The organism is Streptococcus oralis, assembly GCF_023611505.1.
Taxonomy (GTDB): domain Bacteria; phylum Bacillota; class Bacilli; order Lactobacillales; family Streptococcaceae; genus Streptococcus; species Streptococcus oralis_CT.
In genome coordinates this window covers 720699-743312 of sequence record NZ_CP097843.1, presented here as the reverse complement: position 1 = coordinate 743312, position 22614 = coordinate 720699, and the positions used below count along the sequence as shown (strand labels likewise).

The following is a 22614-nucleotide window of genomic DNA, read 5'->3' as shown; positions in this document are numbered from 1 at the left end:
CCAAGTGGATAGATCTTTATTTTCTTACAATTTACCTGCTACTGCATCCAACAATTCCTGAATCTTAGCTTGGTTGCTCCCTCCTGCCATGGCCATGTCTGGTTTACCACCACCACGTCCATCGACGATTGGAGCCAATTCTTTAACCAAGTTACCCGCGTGAATGTCTTTGGCCTTACTTGCTACAAGGACATTGACTTTGTCACCAATAGCGGCAACTAGGACAAGCACATCAGAGTAGTCTTTTTGTTTCCATTTGTCCGCAAAGGTACGAAGGGCACCGGCATCTGATACAGAAACTTGGCTAGCAATATAACGGTGGCCGTTGACTTCCTTCGCATCCTTGAAGACATCACCTGCGGCTGCAGCTGCGGCTTTTTCCTTCAACTCTGCATTTTCTTTTTGCAATTGACGGAGTTGTTCTTGAAGGCCTTCAACCTTGTGAGGCACTTCCTTGAGTTGAGGTGCTTTCAAGGTTGCTGCTACTGTTTTCAGAGCGTCTTCTTGTTCACGGTAGGCTTCAAAGGCTTCCTTACCAGTCACTGCCAAGATACGACGAGTTCCTGATCCAATCCCTTCTTCTTTGACAATCTTGAAGAGGCCAATCTCAGAAGTGTTGCCAACGTGGGTACCACCACAGAGTTCCACAGAGTAGTCACCGATGGTTACAACGCGGACTTCTTTACCGTATTTCTCACCAAAGAGGGCCATAGCTCCCATTTCTTTAGCAGTGTCAATATCTGTCTCAACAGTTTCTACTGCAATTGCTTCCCAGATTTTCTCATTGACTTGTTGTTCAATGGCGCGCAACTCTTCAGGAGTTACGGCTTGGAAGTGTGTGAAGTCAAAACGAAGGAATTCGACTTCGTTAAGGGATCCTGCTTGTGTCGCATGGTTTCCAAGGATATTGTGAAGGGCTGCATGGAGCAAGTGCGTTGCAGTGTGGTTTTTCATGACACGGTGACGACGATTTGTATCAATTGCCAAGGTGTATTCTGCATTCAAAGCCAGCGGTGCAAGAACTTCAACTGTATGAAGTGGCTGGCCATTTGGTGCTTTTTGAACATCTGTCACAGTAGCCACGACATTTCCAGCAGCGTCCAAGACTTGACCGTGGTCAGCTACTTGTCCACCCATTTCAGCATAGAATGGAGTCTCTGCAAAGATAAGAGAGACAGTTCCTTCTGAAACAGCTTCTACTTCTGCATTGTCCGCTACGATAGCGACCAATTTAGAAGACAATTGAGATGCTTCATAGTTAAAAACACTTTCAACTGTAATGTTTTGAAGGGTTTCATTTTGCATTCCCATTGAACCACCCTTGACAGCTGACGCACGCGCACGTTCTTGCTGCTCTTTCATGGCTGCTTCAAAGCCTTCACGGTCTACCGTCATGCCAGCTTCTTCAGCGATTTCTTCTGTCAATTCCACTGGGAATCCATATGTGTCGTAGAGTTTGAAGACATCTTGTCCAGCAATGACAGATTGACCTTTTTCTTTCAAGTCAGCTACAATAGTTTCTGCAAAATGTTGGCCTGAGTGAAGGGTACGAGCAAATGACTCTTCTTCGCTCTTGATGATTTTTTCGATAAAGTCACGTTTTTCAAGCACTTCTGGGTAGTAGCTTTCCATGATTTTACCAACAGTTGGAACGAGTTTGTAAAGGAAAGGCTCGTTGATGCCCAATTTTTGACCATGCATAGACGCACGACGGAGAAGACGACGAAGGACATAACCACGGCCTTCATTTCCTGGAAGGGCACCATCACCGATGGCAAATGAAAGGGAACGGATGTGGTCAGCGATAACCTTGAAGCTCATGTTATCGCCATCTTGGTCGTAGACCTTACCAGACAACTTCTCAACTTCACGAATAATCGGCATGAAAAGGTCTGTTTCAAAGTTTGTCTTAGCCCCTTGGATAACCGCCACCAAACGCTCCAAACCAGCGCCCGTATCAATGTTTTTGTGTGGCAATTCCTTGTATTCGCTACGAGGAACAGCAGGATCCGCGTTAAATTGTGACAAAACGATGTTCCAGATTTCGATGTAACGGTCATTTTCGATATCTTCTGCTAGAAGGCGAATACCGATATTTTCTGGATCAAAGGCTTCCCCACGGTCAAAGAAGATTTCTGTATCTGGTCCAGAAGGTCCTGCACCGATTTCCCAGAAGTTATCTTCGATTGGGATCAAGTGACTTGGATCCACGCCCACTTCAATCCAGCGGTTGTAAGAATCTTTATCATCTGGATAGTAGGTCATATATAGTTTGTCTTTAGGGAAATCAAACCATTCAGGACTTGTCAAAAGCTCATAAGCCCAAGTGATGGCTTCATCACGGAAGTAATCCCCGATAGAAAAGTTCCCCAACATTTCAAACATAGTATGGTGACGCGCAGTCTTCCCTACGTTTTCGATGTCGTTGGTACGGATGGCTTTTTGCGCATTGGTAATACGTGGGTTTTCAGGTTTGATAGTCCCGTCAAAGTATTTCTTAAGAGTTGCTACCCCAGAGTTGATCCACAAAAGAGTTGGGTCGTTTACTGGAACCAAGCTCACTGATGGTTCTACAGAGTGACCTTTGCTGGCCCAGAAATCAAGCCACATTTGGCGAACTTGAGCACTAGATAGTTGTTTCATAATATCTCCTTATTTACTTGTTTAATTTGATTGGCTTTCTAGCATCTCCACATAGTCAATCGCGACACAGAGGGAAACGACTAAGTCTGCATAAGAGTCTTCATAGACGGTTACGGTGTAGGTTGAGATCAGATGGAAAATCTCTTTCCGAATCTCGGCGACAAGCTGATCACGATCATCTAGCAATTTAAAATTCAAATCCCAGATATTTCCCTCGATACGAAGCCCTAGATTATCAAACTCATACTTATCTCGAAAGAAAGTCAACTTCTTTCGAATGACGAAATTGGAACCGTTTCGTAGCTGAATAGTAAAGCGAGGAAGCAAAGTGAAAAATTCTTTACTGATTTCACTGACTTGCTCACCATAGGCGTCATAGATGGTAAAGGTCTTAGGAATTTGGAAGAAAGAGCCCTCCACCTGATAGTTCACTACTCCTCTGTCATCCTTGATATCGAAGCGTTCGCCTCCAAGACGAAACTTTTGTTTCACGAGAAATGTCTTCATAAACACCTCCAAAAATCAAAAGACAAGCTCACATCACGAAGGGCGAAAAACCGCGGTACCACCTTCATTCAATGAACTTGTCATTCTCATAATCTTATGCAATTGTCTGATTGAGTAGCATGACTTCCTAGCTTAGATGGCTCGCAGCACCGCCATTTCTCTGGACTAAGACAAGTGAAAATCAATTCTCAACTTTCTTATTATATCGTTTTTTTAAGTCTGCGTCAACTGGGAAAACAAGCACTTGCAATCTCATTATATGTATCTTCAGCAAAATAGATTTATTAATAAGTATATTATTGACGAAGTAAGTCAAGCATTTCATTATTGAGTGTTTGATAACAAGAGAAATAGCTATCATCAATCTCAAATGTATCTTGTAAAATAAAGCGCAAGGTATCTATTGTCTGTTGCAATTTCTTTGAATTGACTAGTTTACTATCAATCTTTGACAAGCCATGTGCCACCTTATTTCTTTCACCATTTAAGCTATTTATTAACTTTATGGACTTCAGTAATTCAGGAGAAACTTGATAATAAGATAGAATATTTTCATAAGACAAGAGATTTAAGGTTGACTGAGGTGAATAGATTCTTTCCTTCTCATCTTTTATACCCTTGGCTTTCTTAAATTCTAGGTCTATGAAATCTAAAATAGCTTCAAAATCCTTGTATTCTTCATTTAACTTTGGAAATGTCCCATCATATTTTATCAATTCTGGATAATCTTTCTTTATCTTCTCCTCAATAACAAATTCAACATAAGACTTTGATTTGATTAAGACATCAGCAACTTGCCCTCTCTCTTTCAAAACTTCAATCATTAAAAAGTAATTAAGAGCTTTTTTCTCAATTTCTGTAAGTGAATATTCCCGAATATCTTTTAAAATCGCTTGAGTTTTAAATACTTTTACAAAATCATTTAATATGTCTCTTAAACGAGCTAATTTCTTTTTAGAAAGTAATTTATTGTATTCTTTTCTAGTAACTAATTCTTCCGCAGCAAGATAATCATAAGAAGAGATTAAATTTCTTAAGTGGCGCTTGATAAGAGACTGGTTAAATTTTTCAGCTTCATCTTTGATTGTACGATCTTCGTAATCCTTTTGGTTATCCTCGTTCTCGTCAAAAAGCTTCTGTTCACCTTCACTTGACAGTGGCACATACTTTCTGTTTGCTGATTTGTTAGGTGTTGCAACCTGTATGGCCTGCGTATTATAATCATTAATTCGATTCAAGGCAAATAAAGCAGAAATAATCTGAGGTGTCCCTGAGGAGAGATTTAAGATTAATTGATGATCTGTTCCAGAATATTTTTCGATAATCTGTCCCATCACTCCATACATTTTATCAAATAGATAGACTTCATCATTTTTCAATATGATTGATTCAATAACCACTTTAGGATGATAACCCTCTATTGAACATAATGCTTTCTCAACAAGATCTTTTTTTACTAACATTTCTTCACTATAAACCAAAACAATTTGTTCAGGTCTATATGTTCGAGCAATATGTAATAAAGCTGCATCTCGATTATTGCTTATCGGATCTGTCGTTCCAACTGCTGAAATTAAAATTTCCAAGATATTCTACCTCTCATTATTTCAGTAATTCTAATAATTCTTTATTAAAATCCTTGTAAAAATTAAAATCCTTTTCAGTAAGTTGATACTGTTCCTTGATTAGCCCTTTTAAGGCTTTTAGAACTGGACCTAACTGTTTAAGTTCCTCAGAATCTAGTGAATCCAATTTATGAGCTATCGTATTTCGTGTTTTGTTCATTCTCAAAATCGGTTTGATTTTATCAGATAATATCCGATCTTTGGTTTGAAGAATCTTATCATAATCCCGAATCCCGAGATAATATTTCTCTGATTGATTCACATAATTATCCAGAAATCCTGGATAACGACTTTCGATATAGTCTTCTAATATAAACTCTGTAAGGTTTTTAATTCTAATCAGACCTTCACTAAAATTACCACGTTCTTTTTGCAAATCAATAGTCAAATAAGCATTTAATACTTTTTTCTGTTCTTCGCTCCATTTTTTCTTTTGGAGGACTTGAGGTACAGCTTGCCTATCTAATGAATCGACAATATCTTGTAACTTTTTGCGACAATCTTTCAAACCAGGGAGGTCTGGCAATTGATTTGCTATCTCTAAACTTGCTTTGTAATCATATTTCTTAATAAAATCACGTAAAGTTTTTTTCATTAAGCCTTGTTTAAACTTTTCTGAAGTATCTTCAATAGTTCGATCGACAAAGTCCTGCTTATTATCTATATTTGTATCAATTAGTACATCAATATCTTCCGAATCATCATGCCGAACTCCAGCGTTTGATTTTTTTGCAGGAGTTGGAACTTGTACTGCCTTGACATTGATTTCACTAAGTCTATTAATCACAAACAAAGCTGATTTTATTTGAGGAGTTGCACTTGAAAGATTGAGGATAAATTCGTCGTCTTTTGTATAATACTCTTGTATAATAGCATCAAATTGATCATACATGGTATCAAAAACATATACATCTTTATTTAAGATGATTGGCTCATGGTATACAATCTCTGGGACGTATTCACTATCAATAGAAAGAATTACTTTCTCAATATCATCTTTCTTACTAATCATTTCCTCAGAAAAAACAATAATAATCTTATCTGGACGGTATTTTCTCGCAATATGTACTAAGGCTCCATCGTGAAAATTACGGATTGGATCTGTATCACCCACTGCTGAAATCAAAACCTTCATTTAGTAATCTCCTTAATCATAAAGTTCGCCTTGCCCATCTCATATAAGGATTCATCATTCATTATCAGTTTACGAGGTCCTTGTGTTGTTTTAACACTTTTCCTTGGTGCTTTTGTTAATTTCAATACTCCCTTACCAACCATCTTGGTCTCCATTCGACTATATCGTTTTTGTAAGATTCTGACCGCTTGTTGAAACAAGGTTTTTGTCCAGGCTCCACTTCCTGCTCCCAAGTAGATAGGATATTGAAGATTTGGCTGAATTTTAGTTTCAGGAAAATCTGATAAGAAAAATTCTTTATATTCTTTGTAAAAGGCTTGCGCTCTCTGTCCTAATTCTTCCATTAGGATTCCAGCTTCCTTAGTAGTTGTAGTAATGGTGAAATTGATTTTAGTTAAGGGCGCGATTGCTTCCCTATATAAAGGAAGAGGCTTAGCAGTTAAGGACTTAGCTGAATAATCCCATTTTTGAACTAGAATAATCTGCTCATTGTTAAATGGCTCACTATCACTAACACGAATGGCATTAAACAAGTCATTAAATTCTTGACCCTTTTTGGCACCCCATGGAATCATCTTCTTGTTTTCTTTAGGACTTCTCCCGCGAAAATCAACTGCATTCTTATTGTTCCAATCAGGATTTGTGTTCATTAAGATGGTTCGAATAGCTCCCTTTAAGGAACTACCTGGAATATACGGACTCCCAAAAGGGTCTCTAATAAATTTTGCCACTTCATTTATCGTGCCTAATTTGGAATTGCGATTATTTTTTTCAATTTCCAAACCAGTCTCAACAATCCGGTAACCACCGAAATCACGATTAGATATCCGGTTATCATCCAAGAAGGAAATCAAGCGATTATTTCTGGCGTTTGGCTTTGTCTCCTGTAAGAAGCGCTCAAACTTTTGATTGTAACCTTTCTCCACCATGCGATTATAAAACTTACCCATATCAGGGAAATAAAAGTACCCATTTTCATAGATAAATTCTCGAGAAGTATATTTTTCACCATTCCCAATATGAATAGGGGCCATAGCTAGGAGTCTGAATTGAAAGGTTTTATATTCTGTTTTCATCTTTCTCCCTCCATCTTGAAAAATAGTGGTTTAGAATAGTTTAATACTTCATGTGGGAAATCAAGAGGTCTTACATCCACAATCTGTCCTGTAAAGGTTTCAGAGAAAGTAGATCCAGAAGCAAACTTATATAAATCCTGCTTACGGTAATTTTCATTAGTTTCTGTACTAAAAGCAAAACCACTTGATTTACTTAGTAAATAGGAACCAGTTTCCATAGCATATTCAAGTTCCTTTTCAATTGGTAGAGAAGTCGTCAAGGTCATGACAGGTCCTTGATGGACCTTAGTAAGACGATTTTTAAGGGCAACAGGTATGTCTGTAATGGTTAAATCAAACAGTCCATAACCGCTGGAACGTTTGCCACCAATTCCTGTATACTGCAAGCTGGTCATGAGTTCATTCAAGAGGTCAGATTCGTTTGCAATCACGTAAAGAGAAGAATCATCTCTAAATCTAACGGTAGACACTTGAAAAAGATTCCCATCAACGTGAGGTTGGTTTTTAGTGACGATGTTTGTTTGTGCATGCTCTGCGTCTTCAAAAAGCGTTCCTTTTACATAAGAATCAAATTTATCCAAGGGTATAAACTGAAGTTTCTTCGCCATTTTCGCTTGACGTCTTACTTCTTTGACATCCGTTGTTAAGTCAGGCTGATCAAACTTTGGAAATCCTATCGGCTTAGGTAAAAATGGACCTGACTGATAAGGAAAGGCGTCAGTCAAAACAAATTCATCTTGAACTGCTAATGATACAAATTCCTCCATTTTACCCATTTTTTTTGCTTCAATAGCTAAGGCTGAAAACAATCTGTCCGCTGCAAAAGTCATTTTAGAACTATCCAGAGTTCCTGCTCCGAAGTGAGCAGTATGGAAGTTCATAATATACATTTTATAGGTCATATTAGACCTCCGTAGTTAAAAGTTCATTCAATCTACTAACATCATAGTTTCCGAAAACTGTATTTGCTTTAAGGTTCTCAAAAACAACTTTACCATAACCACGAGAACCTGAACCACCTAAATAATCAAGTTCCAACAGCTTTAATCCATCAAGAATTACTTTGAAGTCTTCTTCTACTTGAGCTTGACTCTTGTCTGTCACCTCATAGATCAACTCAAATCCAAAGATACTGTCTCGGATAGCACGTTCAATTTGTCTTGGATTTGCTTCAGCAGTGATACGGTCAATAGTATTTTCAAACTTAACTTCAGTATAACTCTTGACCCCTAATGAATCTAACTTGTCCTTATTGATTAAGAAAGCATCTCTAAAAATGAGTCGTCCCATTTTATAGCGATTATCAGAACTGTTCCCAAAGAGTCGACTTAGAATTTCTCCATCTTCTCCTGGTTTCTTAGCTAGTCGTTCATTATGAACTTTTGAAAGAAGGGTACGCATTTTCCCTTTGATACTAGATCCTGGAATAATGGGTAAGTTAGTTATTGGATCTTTAATCACAGGTGAGTCCGTAGCACCAATCGCTGCAAAAGCATTGCTTGTCCCAATATGAAGTCCTGTTTCTAGACGGATTTGTGCTGTTACTTTAATTTTTGCAAATGCCATTAATCTTTTCCTCCATAAAATTTGAAATAAGCTACTAGTGCTTCCATATAGCGACAAAAACGTTGGAGACTTTCCTTATTGTTTATTTCTTTTAGAATGTCTAGAATTTCAGCCTTTTTAACCAAGTCTTTAACCGCAGTTTCTCGGCCCGATTGATAAACAAACTGCACTCTCAAATAAGCAATTTTGTCAGCTAAATCCTTATACTCTCTAACCTTACTTTCATCAAAGAGGGTACTCGTCAAGCTTAGTAGGTTTCTAATTTTGCTAGTTGTTAAAAGGAATGCTTCAGGGTTCCTAGAATCTCTAGTGTTGCGGCTCAATGATTTAATAACATTTTCTGCCTTATCTACGTAATTATCATCTGTTAAAATTGCCATCTATGAATCCTTTCTAATCTCATAAATATATAGAAGTAAAGCCATTTCTGCTTCCTTACGTTCAATTTCGCTACCTGTATACCAAGAAAAGAATAAATCTTTAAACTCTTTAAACTCTTCTTTTTTATCCTTAGAAGTTTGATCTTCTAAGCGGGTCAAATAATAGGCTAATCGAGCAATATTCATACGATCGTAGTTGTGAAGGAGCTCAATAAGTCTATATACAAAACTCTTTCCTCGCTCATCTTGAATATTAAAGTAGTAACGAATGCTCTTCAGTTTCCCATTATAGACATTGTCAATAAATTGGTCGAACTTCAAGGTATAATTTTTTTCAAAAAGGGAGATACTATCCTTGTCGTTATCCTTTGCTGCTCCTTCTAGCTTGCCAGTTTCTTCAGCCATGAGGCTAACTGGAGTTTTATCTGGAAAGAGGCCGATTCCTGCTGATAGGGTTAATTTGCCATTTGTCCACTTGATAAAGTTTTGTCGGAGACAAATAGTAAACTCAATAATATCCTGCCAGGAACCGATAGCAAATACATCATCTCCACCGGCATAGATGATCGATAGTTTTTTCTCTCTTGCAAACTGGTTGATATAGACCTTAAAGAAGAGACTCATACTTCTAGAGAAGGTCGCTGACCGTGCCAGAGTATTATACTTGCCACCATCTTGATAGGAGAACCCAGCCATAAAGGCTGCTCCTAGATCATCCACATCTAGTCGAACAACTGCTAATCGCTTAATCCCTTGTCCAGTTTCACTATCCTGAGATAATTTGGCGTACTCGTAAATCTCATCATACTTGTAATCTCCGACAAAGACATGGGTTGCTTTTAGGATATCTGTACTATAGCTATTCTTTACATAAATACGGTCCCACTCTTCATTGGCAAGGTCGGCTTTTGAAATACCACTAATATAGGCTCCCGGACCTATCGGCAGGCCTTTTTCTTTTGTCACAATATAGTAGTTTTCTTGTATTTCCTTGGCAAAGCGATACATCCCTGCACAGATATGGCAGACCTCTTGATCTTTATACTTGGTAAGCTTTTCGACTGAGTGACAAATTGCACATTCTTTCTGGGAGCTTTTTCCTCCTTGGTTGAGTTCAAGGAGAGTTTTGGCATTGTAACGAGAAATTTTCTTTTGGGAAATCATCCGACTAGTTGTTTGATAGACTTTTCGATAGTCGGCCAGTGTCGTTGTCATATCATTGGCTGAAAATTGACTCCAACCAAATGCTACGAACAAACCTGTCTGGAAATGCTTGACCAAAAACTGATTGAATTCTGCTTCAAAGCTAGCCAAGATCTCTCTAGTTTTTTCGGTGTTTGGAAGGATAAAGTAGGCGTGTCCTCCACCGACGTAGAGGAGATTAGCCCTTGTCAACTCTAACTTCTCCAGTAAGCTGTCAGCGATATGTTCCCCCATAAAATCTAGATACAAGGAACGTGCTTTTAGTTGCTTGGCTGCACCAGCTGTTGCAATATTGTAGATAAAGTCCTGAATACCTGACAGGTCAAAGCTTGCTAATAAAAAGGCCTTCTCGCTATAAAAAGCTTCTAAATCTTTCCCCAATACCTTCTCATAATCACGACAATTCTTATCAGCTAAATAGTCCTCTATAGCTAGGGCAAAGCCAGCTGTCAGACGACTGTAGGTTGCTAGGGAAAGATCCGATAATTCCTTGGTTCTTGTCGAAACAGGTACATAGGAAAGAGTAGACTCAAGGAGATTCAAAAGGGCATCTATCTCAGATTGGCTAAAGTCCAATCTCTCAAACTCTTTTTCTAAGGTCTCTACTATCAAGTCATAATCTGACTGGTTAGACGGCTCACTCGTTCCCTTAGCATAGTTTGGTTCCCCACCAAGCTCTAATGGTCGTGCATCAAGATAACGCTGACTAGGGCTATCTGAAAATACATTGAAGATATCCGATTGTTTGCTTAGGAAATCTTCTTTTCCTTGATGAATTCTTGCTGTCCCTTTTAGTCCTGAAGCAATCTTTGCAGCAGCTGACGTGATATAGACCAAACTATCAGGAGCTAAGTCCGTCGACAAATCACTAGAAGTCGCCATGGCTATCTGCTGGGCTATTTTTTCATTGTCCGAAAAGCGTCTAAACCATTTGGATCCAATGGTACCTAGGTCTTTCTCATCATACCTGGAACCTTGAATCACCTTGCCGATAGCGTGCAGAAGCGATCCATAAACTAAATCAATCTTTTCTTTCTTCAAGTTCTAAACCTCCCATCCCTAAGCTAGTTTTCATACCGAGACCTGAATACTCCCCAAATTTTAGAAGCATATTAGCATATGCTTTCAAGGTATTTGGACCTGTAATCTTAAAGGTCAGTCTCCCCCTGAAACCAGGGATTTTTTTGCCATGGACTTTAAAATAGCTGGACTCCAATCGATAGCTGGTAATTCTACTATGCTTGACCAAGTAGTCCAAGGTTTCCTCTTCGATTTCCTGACGATTCTCGACCAGACGTGCATACTTCATCATCAAACTCTGAAAGATGAGACGCATGGTCGGAAAGAGCACGCACTCTCCCTGGGAGCGAAATCCTGTCGGAGTTTGAAACTGAATGGTGTAAAGTGACCGATCTTGGTTTTCATTAAAAAACTCAAAGAGTTGCTCCGAACTGAGATCTTGCATGGACAGAGACTCAACCATGAGAGTCGGAAAATCATGAAGTTCTACTTTCTTGAGCTCCAAGAGAACAGGCAAAATTTGCTTGACAGCCTCATCCGTCAGGAGATGAAGGGACCATAGGGTCTTGTCCTTTTGATGGATGATTTTTAGTGAGTAGGGGTTGGTTTCCTGCTCATGTAGCCAAGTCACATAGTCTGGTTCTAGATTTTCCATAAGAAAACCTTGGAATTTTGTCGATAGGTCGCTCGGTGATTGGTCAATCCGCTTAAATGATAGTTCGATGCGTTTCATATGCCTCCTTTATTGATACAATTGCGCTTTTGGTTTCTCATGAGCGCTTTTTTCTTTTACTTTTAGAATCCTTTTCCCTTATGAAACTGTCCCCTCTCGAGGTGAGTAGATATCTATACTGGATAAAAACGGAAAGGAAATCTTTGAGGGGGATATGTTTCCGGCCCCTCGCGAGGTAGATAGGTATCTATACTGAATCTGCACCTCAAAATGTAACTGCAAACGTAACGTTTTCGGCCCCTTTCGAGGTAAATAGGTTTCACTACAATCGTAGAGATTTTGGCTAAGAACGCAGTAAATGCGTTTCCGGCCCCTCTCGAGGTGGATAGGTTCTTATACGAATTTAGAAAGGTGTTATTAGAAAATGGATATCAAGTTTCCGACCCCTCGCGAGGTAGATAGGTAGATATACCACCTAAAGCTCCATCACAAAGCTCTTCTTCAAGTTCGTTTCCGGCCCCTCTCGAGGTAGATAGGTATCTATACTTGGAGTAAAAGGAACATTTGACGCTGACTTCTAGTTTCCGGCCCCTCTCGAGGTGGATAGGTTCTTATACGAATTTAGAAAGGTGTTATTAGAAAATGGATATCAAGTTTCCGGCCCCTCGCGAGGTAGATAGGTAGCTATAAAAGGAGTTGGAAGATGAATAATCAGGAATTGATTGTTTCCGGCCCCTCTCGAGGTAGATAGGGTCTTATACCTTAGGTTTAGAAAAGAATATTGATGTCTCAATTTATGCGTTTCCGTCCCCTCTCGAGGTGGATAGGTTCTTATACAATGAATTATATCTAAATATGATTTTGATGAAGTTTCCGGCCCCTTTCGAGGTGAATAGGGTGTTCTACGGATAAAGACGGTGAGACTGTCTACACAACTGACGTGTTTTCGGCCACTATCGAAGTAGGTGGTATTTATACAAGAACCGCAGAAAGTCAAAGTACCGCAGTTTGTGGCTGAGTTTCCGGCCTCTCGCGAGGTAAATAGCCATCAAGACACATCAGTATTGCACATACAATCAGTTTCCGGCCCCTCGCAAGGTAGATAGGTGGCTATACTCAGCCTATCGTTTAGCAAAAGAAATCGGAATACAGTTTCCGGCCCCTCCCGAGGTAGATAGGTATCTATACCGGAAAAAGCTGGATTGAAACATACAGGTGATTATCCAAAGTTTCCGACCTCTCGCGAGGTACCAATCAAGAACGAATCTGTAAAACAGAAGGAAATTGACACGTTTCCGGCCCCTCGCGAGGTAGATAGGTAACTATACTTGTTCCAGTTTATGACAATCGTTATGAAGGCGGAGTGTTTCCGGCCCCTCGCGAGGTAGATAGGGAGCTATACGGGCTTATAAACAAGGTTAGGGTGACAGCTGAGGAGTTTCCGGCCCCTCGCGAGATAGATAGGTAGCTATACGTTATATCAACCCATGTTTGTCTGCACAAGTGGAGCAGCTTCCGGCCCCTCCCGAGGTAGATAGGGAGCTATACTCTTTGGAGCTTGTGTATTGCTAGGTTATCTAGTAGGTAGTTTGTTTCCGGCCCCTCGCGAGGTAGATAGGTAGCTATACGTGTAACAATTGGTATGCCTACACAAGGAGATGGAGTAAGGTTTCCGGCCCCTCTCGAGGTAGATAGGTATCTATACATCATTAACCTGACACCACACAAAATAAACATCGTAGGGTTTCCGTCCCCTCTCGAGGTTGATAGGGAGCTATACGGTAGAGCGCAGTCAGCAATCGTTTATGTGGACGTGTTTCCGGCCCCTCTCGAGGTAGATAGGTATCTATACGCCGTAGGAACTATTGTTACTGCAGTTGCACTATTGTTTCCGGCCCCTCCCGAGGTAAATAGGGGGCTATACTCAGTGTTCATATTATTTTGGCCAAAATAATGTTTCCGGCCCCTCTCGAGGTAGATAGGTATCTATACAAAATGCAACTATTTCAATAAGCGCAAAGCTTTATGTTTCCGGCCCCTCGCGAGGTAGATAGGTATCTATACCGTTTTGGCAAAAATAGAACATTTGGAGGACTTAAGTTTCCGTCCCCTCTCGAGGTAGATAGGTTCTTATACGCTTTACCTGAAGGAACTCTTGCACCAATGCGCTACCCGTTTCCGGCCCCTCTCGAGGTAGATAGGTAGCTATACCAAACCTCTATGAGCGCATTATCGGTAGTAGTGAATCTGATATGTTTCCGGCCCCTCGCGAGGTTGATAGGGGGCTATACTCTGTGTTCATTTTATTATTTTGGCCAAAAGTTTCCGGCCCCTCTCGAGGTAGATAGGTATCTATACTGATGGGAGCCTTTTTTGTCGTACTTACGTGCCTAAAAGTTTCCGGCCCCTCGCGGAGGTATATTGGGAGCTATACAGATCGTTCGATTGGTGGTGCGTACAAGTACGCTTATGAGTTTCCTGCCTCTCGCGAGGTAGATAGGTATCTATACAAGCAAAAGAAAGCAACTAAAGCCGTGTACCTTGTCCCAATTCCGGCCCCTCCCGAGGTAGATAGGTATCTATACATCATTAACCTGACACCACACAAAATAAACATCGTAGGGTTTCCGTCCCCTCTCGAGGTAGATAGGTATCTATACCCCATATCTTGTATGTAAACCTATAACAAGCACTAGATATAACCTATTGGAAACTACTATTAGTATACCATATTTTGTAAGAGTTTTCATTTCTGAATACCAAATAAATCACATATCTTTTTATTCCTCCTAAATGTATAAAGGATACTATTCTATCACTAAAATTGCTTTTGTCAACTACAAATATAAATTTTTTAAGAAACCAAAAAAACGAACCAGCTTAACTGATTCGTTTCATGATGGATAACTCCTACTTCCTATACATTTTAAACTGGAGGAAGAGGTCGCTGTATTTTCCTGTCCATTTATGGTCAAATTTTTCATAAACTTCTAGGTGTTTCATAGTATCCGCATCTGGATAGAAGGACTTGTCTTCTTTGGTCTCCTCTGGGAGCAGTTCCTTAGCCGTGTTATTTGGTGTTGCATAGCCGACATATTCTGCATTTTTAAGAGCATTTTCGGGTTTCAACATAAAGTTGATAAAGGCATAGGCTGCATCTTGGTTTTTCACGGTTTTGGGAATGACCATGTTATCAAACCAGAGATTGCTGGCCTCAGTCGGAACGACATATTTGAGGTTAGGATTTTTCTCCAACATCTGGCTGACTTCTCCTGAGAAGGTCACACCGATGGCCGCGTTGTTCTGAATCATGTAACCCTTCATCTCGTCGGCTACAATGGCCTTGATATTTGGAGTCAGTTTGTAGAGTTTATCTACTGTCTCTTCCAACTGCTGAGGATCCTTTGAGTTGAGGCTGTAACCAAGTGAGTTAAGCCCGAGTCCCAGCACCTCACGCGCCCCATCAAAAAGCATGATGGAATCCTTATATTCTGGCTTCCAGAGGTCATCCCAATGCTCAGGCGCCTCATCTACCATGGTTTCATTGTAGACAATTCCCAAGGTTCCCCAGAAATAAGGAATGGAGAATTTATTTCCCGGGTCAAAAGACTGGTTGAGGAACTCAGGTCCGATATTTTCGATTCCTTCAATTTTTGAATAATCGAGTGGTACCAAGAGGTCTTCGTCCTTCATCTTATTAATCATGTACTCACTCGGGATGGCAATATCGTAGGTTGTTCCACCCTGCTTGATTTTGGTATACATGGCTTCGTTGGAGTCAAAGGTCTCATACTGGACTTGAATACCTGTTTCTTCTGTGAATTGCTCCAAGAGTTCTGGATCGATATAGTCCCCCCAGTTGTAAATAACCAATTTCTGACTATCTCGGCTATTGATTTTACTATCTAGATGAGTCGCAATTCCCCACAAGACAAGGATAATCGCTACAATTCCTGCTAAAAATGAATAGAGTTTTTTCATGCTTGCTCCTCCTTCTCACGTGAGATAAAGTAATATCCAACCACTAGGATAATACTAAAGAGAAAGACAAGGGCAGACAAGGCATTGATCTCTAACGAAATTCCCTTCCGAGCACGAGAGTAGATCTCGACTGACAGGGTTGAAAAGCCATTTCCCGTTACAAAGAAGGTCACGGCAAAGTCATCCAGCGAGTAGGTAAAGGCCATGAAATAACCTGCAATGATAGACGGTGTCAGGTACGGAAGCATGATTTCTTTGAACATTTGAAATTGGCTGGCACCAAGGTCATAAGCCGCGTGAATCATATCATCATTCATTTCCTTGAGACGAGGCAAGACCATCAAGACCACGATTGGGATGGAGAAGGCCACGTGACTAGATAGAACCGTCAAAAATCCAAGTGAAAACTTAAGCTGGGTAAAAAGAATCAAGAAGCTGGCACCAATCATAACGTCTGGCGCAACCATGAGGATATTATTGAGTGATAGAAAGGCTTCTTGGTATTTCTTACGAGACTGGTAGATGTAGATGGCTCCAAAAGTTCCAATAACGGTCGCAATCAAGGCAGATAGAAAGGCCAAGAAAAAGGTTTGGGTGAGGATCAACATGAGACGACCATCACCAAACATGGTTTGAAAATGGCTCAAGCTAAAACCAGTAAAGCTGTTCATATCATCACCAGCATTAAAGGCATAGCCAATCAAGTAAAAGATTGGCAAATATAGGATGATGAAGACAAAGGCTAGGTAGAGATTAGCAAATTTTTTCATCGTTCTCTCCTTTCCTTGGTCACCCACATGGTGAGAAACATGGTCAGGATGAGGATCACACCGATGGTGGAACCCATACCGTAGTTGTCATTGGTCAGGAAGTTCTGCTCGATGGCAGTCCCCAAAGTAATCACTCGGTTCCCCCCAATCAAACGGGTCAGCATGAAGAGACTCAAACTTGGGATAAAGACTGATTGAACACCACTTCTCACTCCATTCATTGATAGAGGGAAGATAACGTGGCGGAAAGTTTCCCACTTGGTCGCACCGAGGTCATAGCTGGCATTGATGAGATTGTTGTCCATATCGTCCAAGACATTGAAGATCGGCAAAATCATAAATGGAAGCTCGATGTAGCTTGCGACAAAAATAAAGGAGAAATCCGTAAAGAGCAACTGCTGCGAACCGATTCCGATAAATTCCAAGAATTGGTTAATGGAGCCATTTTGACCAAAAATCCCGATAAATGCATAGGCCTTAAGGAGCAAATTAATCCATGTCGGCAAGATAATCAGCATGAGCCAGAGCTGACGGTGCTTAAGACGAGTCAAAAAGAGGGCTGTTGGATAACTGATGAGTAGCGTCACTAGGGTCACAATCCCTGCATAGAGCACTGAGTTAAAACTCATTTTAAGATAGGTCAAGTTTTGTGACGCAAAGTAAGACTTATAGTTTTCTAAACTAAACTGCCCTTCAATGTTGAAAAAAGATTGTCCAAAAATCAAGACCAAGGGTGCGAGGACAAAGAGGGCAATCCAAAGCATGTAGGGCACTACAAAGAGTTTAGAGGTTGTTTTCTTCATCTCTTTCCTCCTCGATTGCGTTAATCAGACCTGCTTCTTGCTCTTCGATTTCAACGTATTCTTCGATACGAGCATCGAACTCTTCTTCTGTTTCATTGAGACGCATGATGTGAATGTCTTCTGGTTCAAAGTCCAGACCGATTTCCTCACCAACGATGGCCTTACGAGTTGAGTGAATCATCCATTCATTTCCGAGCTCGTCATAGGCGATAATCTCGTAATGAACCCCACGGAAAAGCTGAGTATCCACCTTAACTTGGAGCTTGCCTTCCTCAGGAAGGGTAATGCGCAAGTCCTCTGGACGAATGACAACCTCAACAGGCTCATTTGGCTTCATCCCACCATCGACCGCTTCAAAGCGTTTTCCGTTAAACTCAACCAAGTAGTCCTCAATCATGGTTCCTGGCAAAATGTTGGACTCGCCGATAAAGGTGGCAACAAAGTGGTTGATTGGCTCATCGTAGATGTCCACTGGCGTTCCAGACTGAACAATCTCACCATCGTTCATAACGAAAATCCAGTCACTCATGGCGAGAGCTTCTTCCTGATCGTGAGTGACAAAGACAAAGGTAATTCCCAATCGTTGTTGCAATTCACGCAGTTCGTACTGCATGTCTGTCCGCAATTTCAAGTCCAGCGCTGACAAAGGCTCATCCAACAAGACCACACGGGGCTGGTTGATAATGGCACGGGCAATGGCCACACGCTGACGTTGTCCTCCAGAGAGTTTACGGATGGAACGTTTTTCATAACCTTCCAACTGAACCATCTTGAGAACTTCTGCTACACGTTGCTCAATTTCTTTCTTGTCGATTTTACGCAAGCGGAGCGGAAAGGCAACATTTTCAAACACATTCATATGTGGAAACAAGGCATAGGATTGGAAGACCGTATGGACATCTCGCTTGTTGGTTGGGATGTCGTTGATCCGTACCCCATCCAGCAAAATATCTCCTGTTGTCGCATCCAGTAAACCTGCAATGATGTTTAGAATGGTTGATTTTCCTGAACCAGATGCGCCTAGTAGGGTATAGAACTTTCCCTCTTCCAACTCAAAGTTAATGTCTTTGAGAACCTTGGTGTTGCTGTCTTCAAAAACTTTAGAGACGTTTTTGAATTCAATAATTGGTTTTTTCAATTGTCATAAATTCCTTCTTTTTCATAAATTAACAGATCCTGGCTCTGTCAGGCCGCTACTACCTCGTGTAGGAGATTGAACTGCCTACATACATCTTCACTAACGATAGGCTTTCACCCCCTTACAATGGTTATAGCAGCAACTTTTCTGCCCAAACCTTATTCTTTCTCACCCAAAATACGGACTTCCCTCTCAAGGGTAACACCTGAGTGTTCCTTGACTTTTTCAATAACAGATTGTATCAAGTCCTCATAGTCTTTCGCCGTTCCGTCAGCAACATTGATCATAAAACCGGCATGCTTTTCAGATACTTCAACACCACCGATACGATAGCCTTTCAATCCAGCTTCTGAAATTAACTGACCTGCAAAATGACCAACAGGACGCTTAAAGACCGAACCACAAGATGGGTACTCTAAAGGCTGTTTGAGTTCACGAAGGTGAGTCAAGCGATCCATTTCCTGCTTGATAACCTGATGATTTCCTGGAGCTAGGGCAAATTTAGCTGACAAAACAACAGCTCCAGAATCTTGAACAGCTGAATGACGGTAACCAAAAGCCAATTCCTTGGCAGATAAGGTCTCGATTTCCCCTCCCTTGGTCAAAACTTGACAAGACTGCAAGATATGAGCAATCTCTCCTCCATAGGCACCCGCATTCATAAAGACTGCTCCACCGACGCTCCCTGGAATGCCACAGGCAAACTCGAAACCAGTCAAACTATGACGAAGGGCAATACGTGTCGTTTCAATCAAGTTGGCCCCAGCTTCCGCTTCAATGGTATAACCATCAACTGAAACGTTATTGAGCTTGTCACACAAGATGACAAATCCACGAATTCCACCGTCACGAACGATAATATTGCTGGCATTTCCTAGCACCATACAAGGAATATTCTCTTGATTGGCAAATTGAACGACACGCGCCATCTCATAGCGATTGCGTGGCAAAACCAGATAATCCGCTCGACCTCCGACCTTGGTATAGGTATAGGTCTTCAAGGGTTCCTTGAAACGAATATCAATTCCTTCTAATTGTTCTTGTATTTTAGTTACTAATGTCATATCTCTCATCCTTTTGTAAAGTCATTTCATTATACCATTTTTAAAGGCTTTTGACGAACCGAAAAATGGAAGTATCAAAGCATTGCATAAAAAAAGAGGTGAACCTCTTTTTATGATGATTTTTTCCAAAATGTAGATTTTGTAAGCCAGACAAAGGCAAGTACTTCTACAAGAAGAATGCCCTCCACTAGAAGTGGATTTGCAATCCAGCCCACTTGAGATAGAGCTGGAGCTAAGTCGAACAAGGCATGTAATCCATAGGCAGCAACGAGATAAATCCATTTCTTTTGACGGACACTTTGATAGACCCAGACAGTAAGGCTCATTTGGAGAACCAGAGCAAGGACACGCTCAACTCCTAGTAGATAGATCTGCCATGCTGATAGAGACTGAACCGTTTCGAGTGTCGTCTTTGTAAGAAGATTCGCCGCATCAGTATTTGATGACTGTACTAGTGAAAAGAGGATCAAAAGGCTAATCAAGCTTCCCATTCCGAGGTAGAGCATCTCCAAGCCCCCATGTCCCAAACCATAAGCCAAAACATCTCGATCTTCTAGCTTTCTCTTTTTCTCCAACCATTTAAAAAAGACAAGACGAGCTGTTTCCTCAAAGAGGGCAGCCATGGCAATCCCATAAAGGACGTATAAGAGAGGCTGCTCCTGCATGAGCGGAATGGTTCCATCTTTTTGCGGATGGAGTACCAGAAGGTGAACCATCTTCTCTAACACTTGAGAAGAAACAAAAAATGCGATTGCCCCCAAGCCCATCACTGCAAGAGAGATTTTAAACCGTTTTTTGGCATACCAAGTTCCACCTACTAGAATGAGAACTAAAGCGATCATGGTAAGGATAATATGTACTGTCATCTTTTTCTCCTATTCTGACTTATCAATATCTTTCTTCATCTCGTCAACATTAAATTTGGCAAATAAATACTGACGATCTTGGACTGGAAAACGTTGGTCCAACTGGTCGACTGCTCCAACCTCAATCATTCCTTCTTTGATAACAAAGTCCATCACATGCCCACCAAAGGTCAAATCATCAGAGATAAAATGCAAATGGTAGCCTGCAACACTCACTCCATGGAAAATCTCCGGTGTCCAAAATCCAACAATGGTTCCCGATACATTTTCACGGCTATATTCAGGTTGGTGAGTCGCGACATCAGCAAATTTGGTATCAGGTGTGGATTTGGGAATCATCCGTACGTGCATTTGTGAAAATTCGCCATGAATCTTGATGGAACGAAAAAGATTTTCCCCATCATAGTAGGACTCAATTCGTTTTTCCAATTCCTTGTCCGTCATCTCAAAGCGTTGTCGAAAAATCACTTCCGCCTGATGAGGAACCACTGCCGCATAAGGGATAAGGGCATCAGGTGCAACTTCTACAATTTCAGGTTGCTCCCCTGAACCTTTGGCTTGATAAGCCTTGCCATCAAGGACAATCAACTCCCCATCAATCGAATCCAATGTTCCCAAGCCGAGGTCACCATGTTCCAACAATTCTCCTACTGTCATGGTTCCACCATAGAGACCTGCCATTAGGGCACCTAAAGTATTGTATTGAAATAATTTAACTGGTTCCTGCACTTTTCTATCCATTCTCTTTCTTATCTTTTATTCAATGAATCATCATACTTTCTAAGTATACCACATTTGCTCCTAGATGTGAAAGGGAGAAATGCTTTTCCCATTGCAAAGGAGGCAAAAAAAAGGTACAATGTAACAAAATCAAGGGAGGTCTGGAATGAAGAAAGAAAGTAAATACCAAGCAGTCGTTTCCTTTCTCAAAAAGGGTATCGAATCGGGAAAATTCCCAACAGGTAGCCGGCTTCCCTCTATCCGTCAACTGAGCCAAGACTTCCACTGTAGCAAGGACACTGTCCAACGAGCCCTGCTAGAATTACGCCATGAACAATACCTCTATGCCAAACCCCAAAGTGGCTATTATGTTCTGGAACAGGGGCAGCATCAGGACTTGGAAATCGAAGTCACTGATGAACATGCCAATGCTTATGACGATTTCAGACTCTGCGTCAATGAAACACTGATTGGAAGAGAAAACTACCTCTTCAACTACTATGACAACCAAGAAGGTCTTGAGGAACTGAGACAATCTGTCCATCAACTTCTTTTCAACCAAGCCCTCTACTGCAAACCCGACCAACTGGTTCTAACATCCGGTACCCAGCAAGCTCTCTTTATCCTTTCTCAGATTGACTTTCCGAGCGAGGGAGAGGAGATTTTGGTCGAACAACCGACCTACCACCGAATGAATCGCCTCTTGGTCGCTCAAGGATTAGCCTACCAGACCATTGAACGCCGTATTGATGGCATTGACCTTGAAGAACTGGAAGAACAGTTCAAATCTGGGAAAATCAAGTTTTTCTACACTATTCCTCGCTTCCACTATCCTCTAGGTCATTCCTATTCTGATCAGGAAAAAAGGGCTATTCTGGATCTAGCAAACCAGTATGGTGTTTACATCGTAGAGGATGACTATCTTGGTGACTTGGACCCAAAGAAAGGTCAGACCTTCCACTATCTGGATACCGAGGATCTGGTCATTTACATCAAATCCTTTTCAACCAGCCTCTTTCCAGCCCTTCGTATCACCGCTCTCATTCTCCCAAATGCCCTAAAAGAGACCTTTGTTTCCTACAAAAATATCCTAGACTATGACAGCAACCTGATCATGCAAAAGGCTCTCTCTCTTTACATCGATAGTCAGTTATTTGAAAAAAATCGACTGGCTCGACTGACCCTTCAAGAGAACTATCAGACTCGGATAAAGGAAATACTTGAAAAAAACACCTGCCCCTTATCCTACTATCCTCTACATGATGGTCTTCTGCTTGATTTGAGATCCTATCCTAAAATTGCCAGTTTAAAGCATAGCTCACTCAAACTAGACTTCTTTGAAGAGGCTTATTTGGAAGCCTGTCCTTATCAGTTTGCCAAAGTCTCTCTCGAAAATCTAGAAGCGCTATTACAATACATAAAAGCAGAATTGGATTAAACTCCA

18 protein-coding genes are annotated in these 22614 nt (G+C 40.9%); 1 reads left to right on the top strand and 17 read right to left on the bottom strand.

What is annotated here, in order from left to right:
* Positions 1-24: 24 nt before the first annotated feature.
* The 17 genes from alaS to budA form a co-directional block, all read right to left on the bottom strand.
* Positions 25-2643, bottom strand: a complete 2619-nt coding sequence (gene alaS / locus M9H69_RS03915; RefSeq protein WP_250315966.1) for an alanine--tRNA ligase — start codon at positions 2641-2643, stop codon at positions 25-27.
* A 21-nt stretch (positions 2644-2664) separates the two neighbouring features.
* Positions 2665-3150: an LURP-one-related/scramblase family protein gene (locus M9H69_RS03910; protein WP_250315965.1), complete on the bottom strand. Its 486-nt coding sequence runs from the start codon at positions 3148-3150 to the stop codon at positions 2665-2667.
* A gap of 296 nt (positions 3151-3446) precedes the next feature.
* Positions 3447-4736 carry a type III-A CRISPR-associated CARF protein Csm6 gene (csm6, locus tag M9H69_RS03905; protein ID WP_250315964.1) on the bottom strand — a complete coding sequence of 430 codons (1290 nt, stop codon included), beginning with the start codon at positions 4734-4736 and terminating at the stop codon, positions 3447-3449.
* Between the two features lie 16 nt (positions 4737-4752).
* A complete protein-coding gene (csm6, locus tag M9H69_RS03900; RefSeq protein WP_250315963.1) occupies positions 4753-5910 on the bottom strand; it encodes a type III-A CRISPR-associated CARF protein Csm6 in 1158 nt (385 codons plus the stop codon).
* Complete coding sequence (gene csm5 / locus M9H69_RS03895; RefSeq protein WP_250315962.1) at positions 5907-6986, bottom strand: type III-A CRISPR-associated RAMP protein Csm5; 1080 nt, start codon at positions 6984-6986, stop codon at positions 5907-5909. The genes csm6 (M9H69_RS03900) and csm5 overlap by 4 nt, the downstream gene beginning before the upstream one ends.
* Positions 6983-7888: a type III-A CRISPR-associated RAMP protein Csm4 gene (gene csm4 / locus M9H69_RS03890; protein ID WP_250315961.1), complete on the bottom strand. Its 906-nt coding sequence runs from the start codon at positions 7886-7888 to the stop codon at positions 6983-6985. Before csm4 ends, csm5 begins: the two co-directional genes overlap by 4 nt.
* A 1-nt stretch (position 7889) precedes the next feature.
* On the bottom strand, positions 7890-8552 hold the full coding sequence (gene csm3, locus M9H69_RS03885) for a type III-A CRISPR-associated RAMP protein Csm3 (RefSeq protein WP_250315960.1): 663 nt from the start codon (positions 8550-8552) through the stop codon (positions 7890-7892).
* On the bottom strand, positions 8552-8932 hold the full coding sequence (csm2, locus tag M9H69_RS03880; RefSeq protein WP_250315959.1) for a type III-A CRISPR-associated protein Csm2: 381 nt from the start codon (positions 8930-8932) through the stop codon (positions 8552-8554). The genes csm3 and csm2 overlap by 1 nt, the downstream gene beginning before the upstream one ends.
* Complete coding sequence (cas10, locus tag M9H69_RS03875) at positions 8933-11176, bottom strand: type III-A CRISPR-associated protein Cas10/Csm1 (RefSeq protein ID WP_250315958.1); 2244 nt, start codon at positions 11174-11176, stop codon at positions 8933-8935. It abuts the gene before it with no gap.
* A complete protein-coding gene (cas6, locus tag M9H69_RS03870) occupies positions 11157-11888 on the bottom strand; it encodes a CRISPR-associated endoribonuclease Cas6 (protein ID WP_250315957.1) in 732 nt (243 codons plus the stop codon). Before cas6 ends, cas10 begins: the two co-directional genes overlap by 20 nt.
* A 2850-nt stretch (positions 11889-14738) precedes the next feature.
* Entirely contained in the window at positions 14739-15809 is a 1071-nt protein-coding gene (locus M9H69_RS03865) for an ABC transporter substrate-binding protein (RefSeq protein ID WP_250315956.1), read from the bottom strand.
* Positions 15806-16579 (bottom strand): ABC transporter permease, encoded by a 774-nt coding sequence (locus M9H69_RS03860; RefSeq protein ID WP_049485117.1) that lies wholly within the window; start codon positions 16577-16579, stop codon positions 15806-15808. Before M9H69_RS03860 ends, M9H69_RS03865 begins: the two co-directional genes overlap by 4 nt.
* The gene (locus tag M9H69_RS03855) at positions 16576-17382 is read right to left on the bottom strand and encodes an ABC transporter permease (protein WP_000754115.1); all 807 of its coding nucleotides are present in this window, start codon (positions 17380-17382) and stop codon (positions 16576-16578) included. Before M9H69_RS03855 ends, M9H69_RS03860 begins: the two co-directional genes overlap by 4 nt.
* On the bottom strand, positions 17363-18520 hold the full coding sequence (locus tag M9H69_RS03850; protein WP_000742901.1) for an ABC transporter ATP-binding protein: 1158 nt from the start codon (positions 18518-18520) through the stop codon (positions 17363-17365). The genes M9H69_RS03855 and M9H69_RS03850 overlap by 20 nt, the downstream gene beginning before the upstream one ends.
* 158 nt (positions 18521-18678) lie before the next feature.
* Positions 18679-19584 (bottom strand): UDP-N-acetylmuramate dehydrogenase, encoded by a 906-nt coding sequence (gene murB, locus M9H69_RS03845; RefSeq protein WP_250315955.1) that lies wholly within the window; start codon positions 19582-19584, stop codon positions 18679-18681.
* Positions 19585-19694: 110 nt separating this feature from the next.
* Positions 19695-20450, bottom strand: a complete 756-nt coding sequence (locus M9H69_RS03840) for a YhfC family intramembrane metalloprotease (RefSeq protein ID WP_250315954.1) — start codon at positions 20448-20450, stop codon at positions 19695-19697.
* A gap of 9 nt (positions 20451-20459) precedes the next feature.
* Positions 20460-21191: an acetolactate decarboxylase gene (gene budA / locus M9H69_RS03835; RefSeq protein WP_000375402.1), complete on the bottom strand. Its 732-nt coding sequence runs from the start codon at positions 21189-21191 to the stop codon at positions 20460-20462.
* 145 nt (positions 21192-21336) lie between these two features.
* Here budA and M9H69_RS03830 point away from each other — a divergent pair, with 145 nt between their 5' ends.
* Complete coding sequence (locus M9H69_RS03830; protein WP_250315953.1) at positions 21337-22608, top strand: PLP-dependent aminotransferase family protein; 1272 nt, start codon at positions 21337-21339, stop codon at positions 22606-22608.
* The last annotated feature ends 6 nt before the right edge of the window (positions 22609-22614 follow it).

Bases quoted from the DNA above. Each gene is read 5' to 3' on its own strand.
- cas6 (WP_250315957.1), bottom strand. From the start codon at position 11,888: ATGAAACGCATCGAACTATCATTTAAGCGGATTGACCAATCACCGAGC.
- M9H69_RS03840 (WP_250315954.1), bottom strand. From the start codon at position 20,450: ATGACAGTACATATTATCCTTACCATGATCGCTTTAGTTCTCATTCTA.
- M9H69_RS03865 (WP_250315956.1), bottom strand. From the start codon at position 15,809: ATGAAAAAACTCTATTCATTTTTAGCAGGAATTGTAGCGATTATCCTT.
- M9H69_RS03830 (WP_250315953.1), top strand. From the start codon at position 21,337: ATGAAGAAAGAAAGTAAATACCAAGCAGTCGTTTCCTTTCTCAAAAAG.
- csm5 (WP_250315962.1), bottom strand. From the start codon at position 6,986: ATGAAAACAGAATATAAAACCTTTCAATTCAGACTCCTAGCTATGGCC.
- csm4 (WP_250315961.1), bottom strand. From the start codon at position 7,888: ATGACCTATAAAATGTATATTATGAACTTCCATACTGCTCACTTCGGA.
- murB (WP_250315955.1), bottom strand. From the start codon at position 19,584: ATGACATTAGTAACTAAAATACAAGAACAATTAGAAGGAATTGATATT.
- csm3 (WP_250315960.1), bottom strand. From the start codon at position 8,552: ATGGCATTTGCAAAAATTAAAGTAACAGCACAAATCCGTCTAGAAACA.
- csm2 (WP_250315959.1), bottom strand. From the start codon at position 8,932: ATGGCAATTTTAACAGATGATAATTACGTAGATAAGGCAGAAAATGTT.
- M9H69_RS03855 (WP_000754115.1), bottom strand. From the start codon at position 17,382: ATGAAGAAAACAACCTCTAAACTCTTTGTAGTGCCCTACATGCTTTGG.
- M9H69_RS03860 (WP_049485117.1), bottom strand. From the start codon at position 16,579: ATGAAAAAATTTGCTAATCTCTACCTAGCCTTTGTCTTCATCATCCTA.
- M9H69_RS03910 (WP_250315965.1), bottom strand. From the start codon at position 3,150: ATGAAGACATTTCTCGTGAAACAAAAGTTTCGTCTTGGAGGCGAACGC.
- alaS (WP_250315966.1), bottom strand. From the start codon at position 2,643: ATGAAACAACTATCTAGTGCTCAAGTTCGCCAAATGTGGCTTGATTTC.
- budA (WP_000375402.1), bottom strand. From the start codon at position 21,191: ATGGATAGAAAAGTGCAGGAACCAGTTAAATTATTTCAATACAATACT.
- csm6 (WP_250315963.1), bottom strand. From the start codon at position 5,910: ATGAAGGTTTTGATTTCAGCAGTGGGTGATACAGATCCAATCCGTAAT.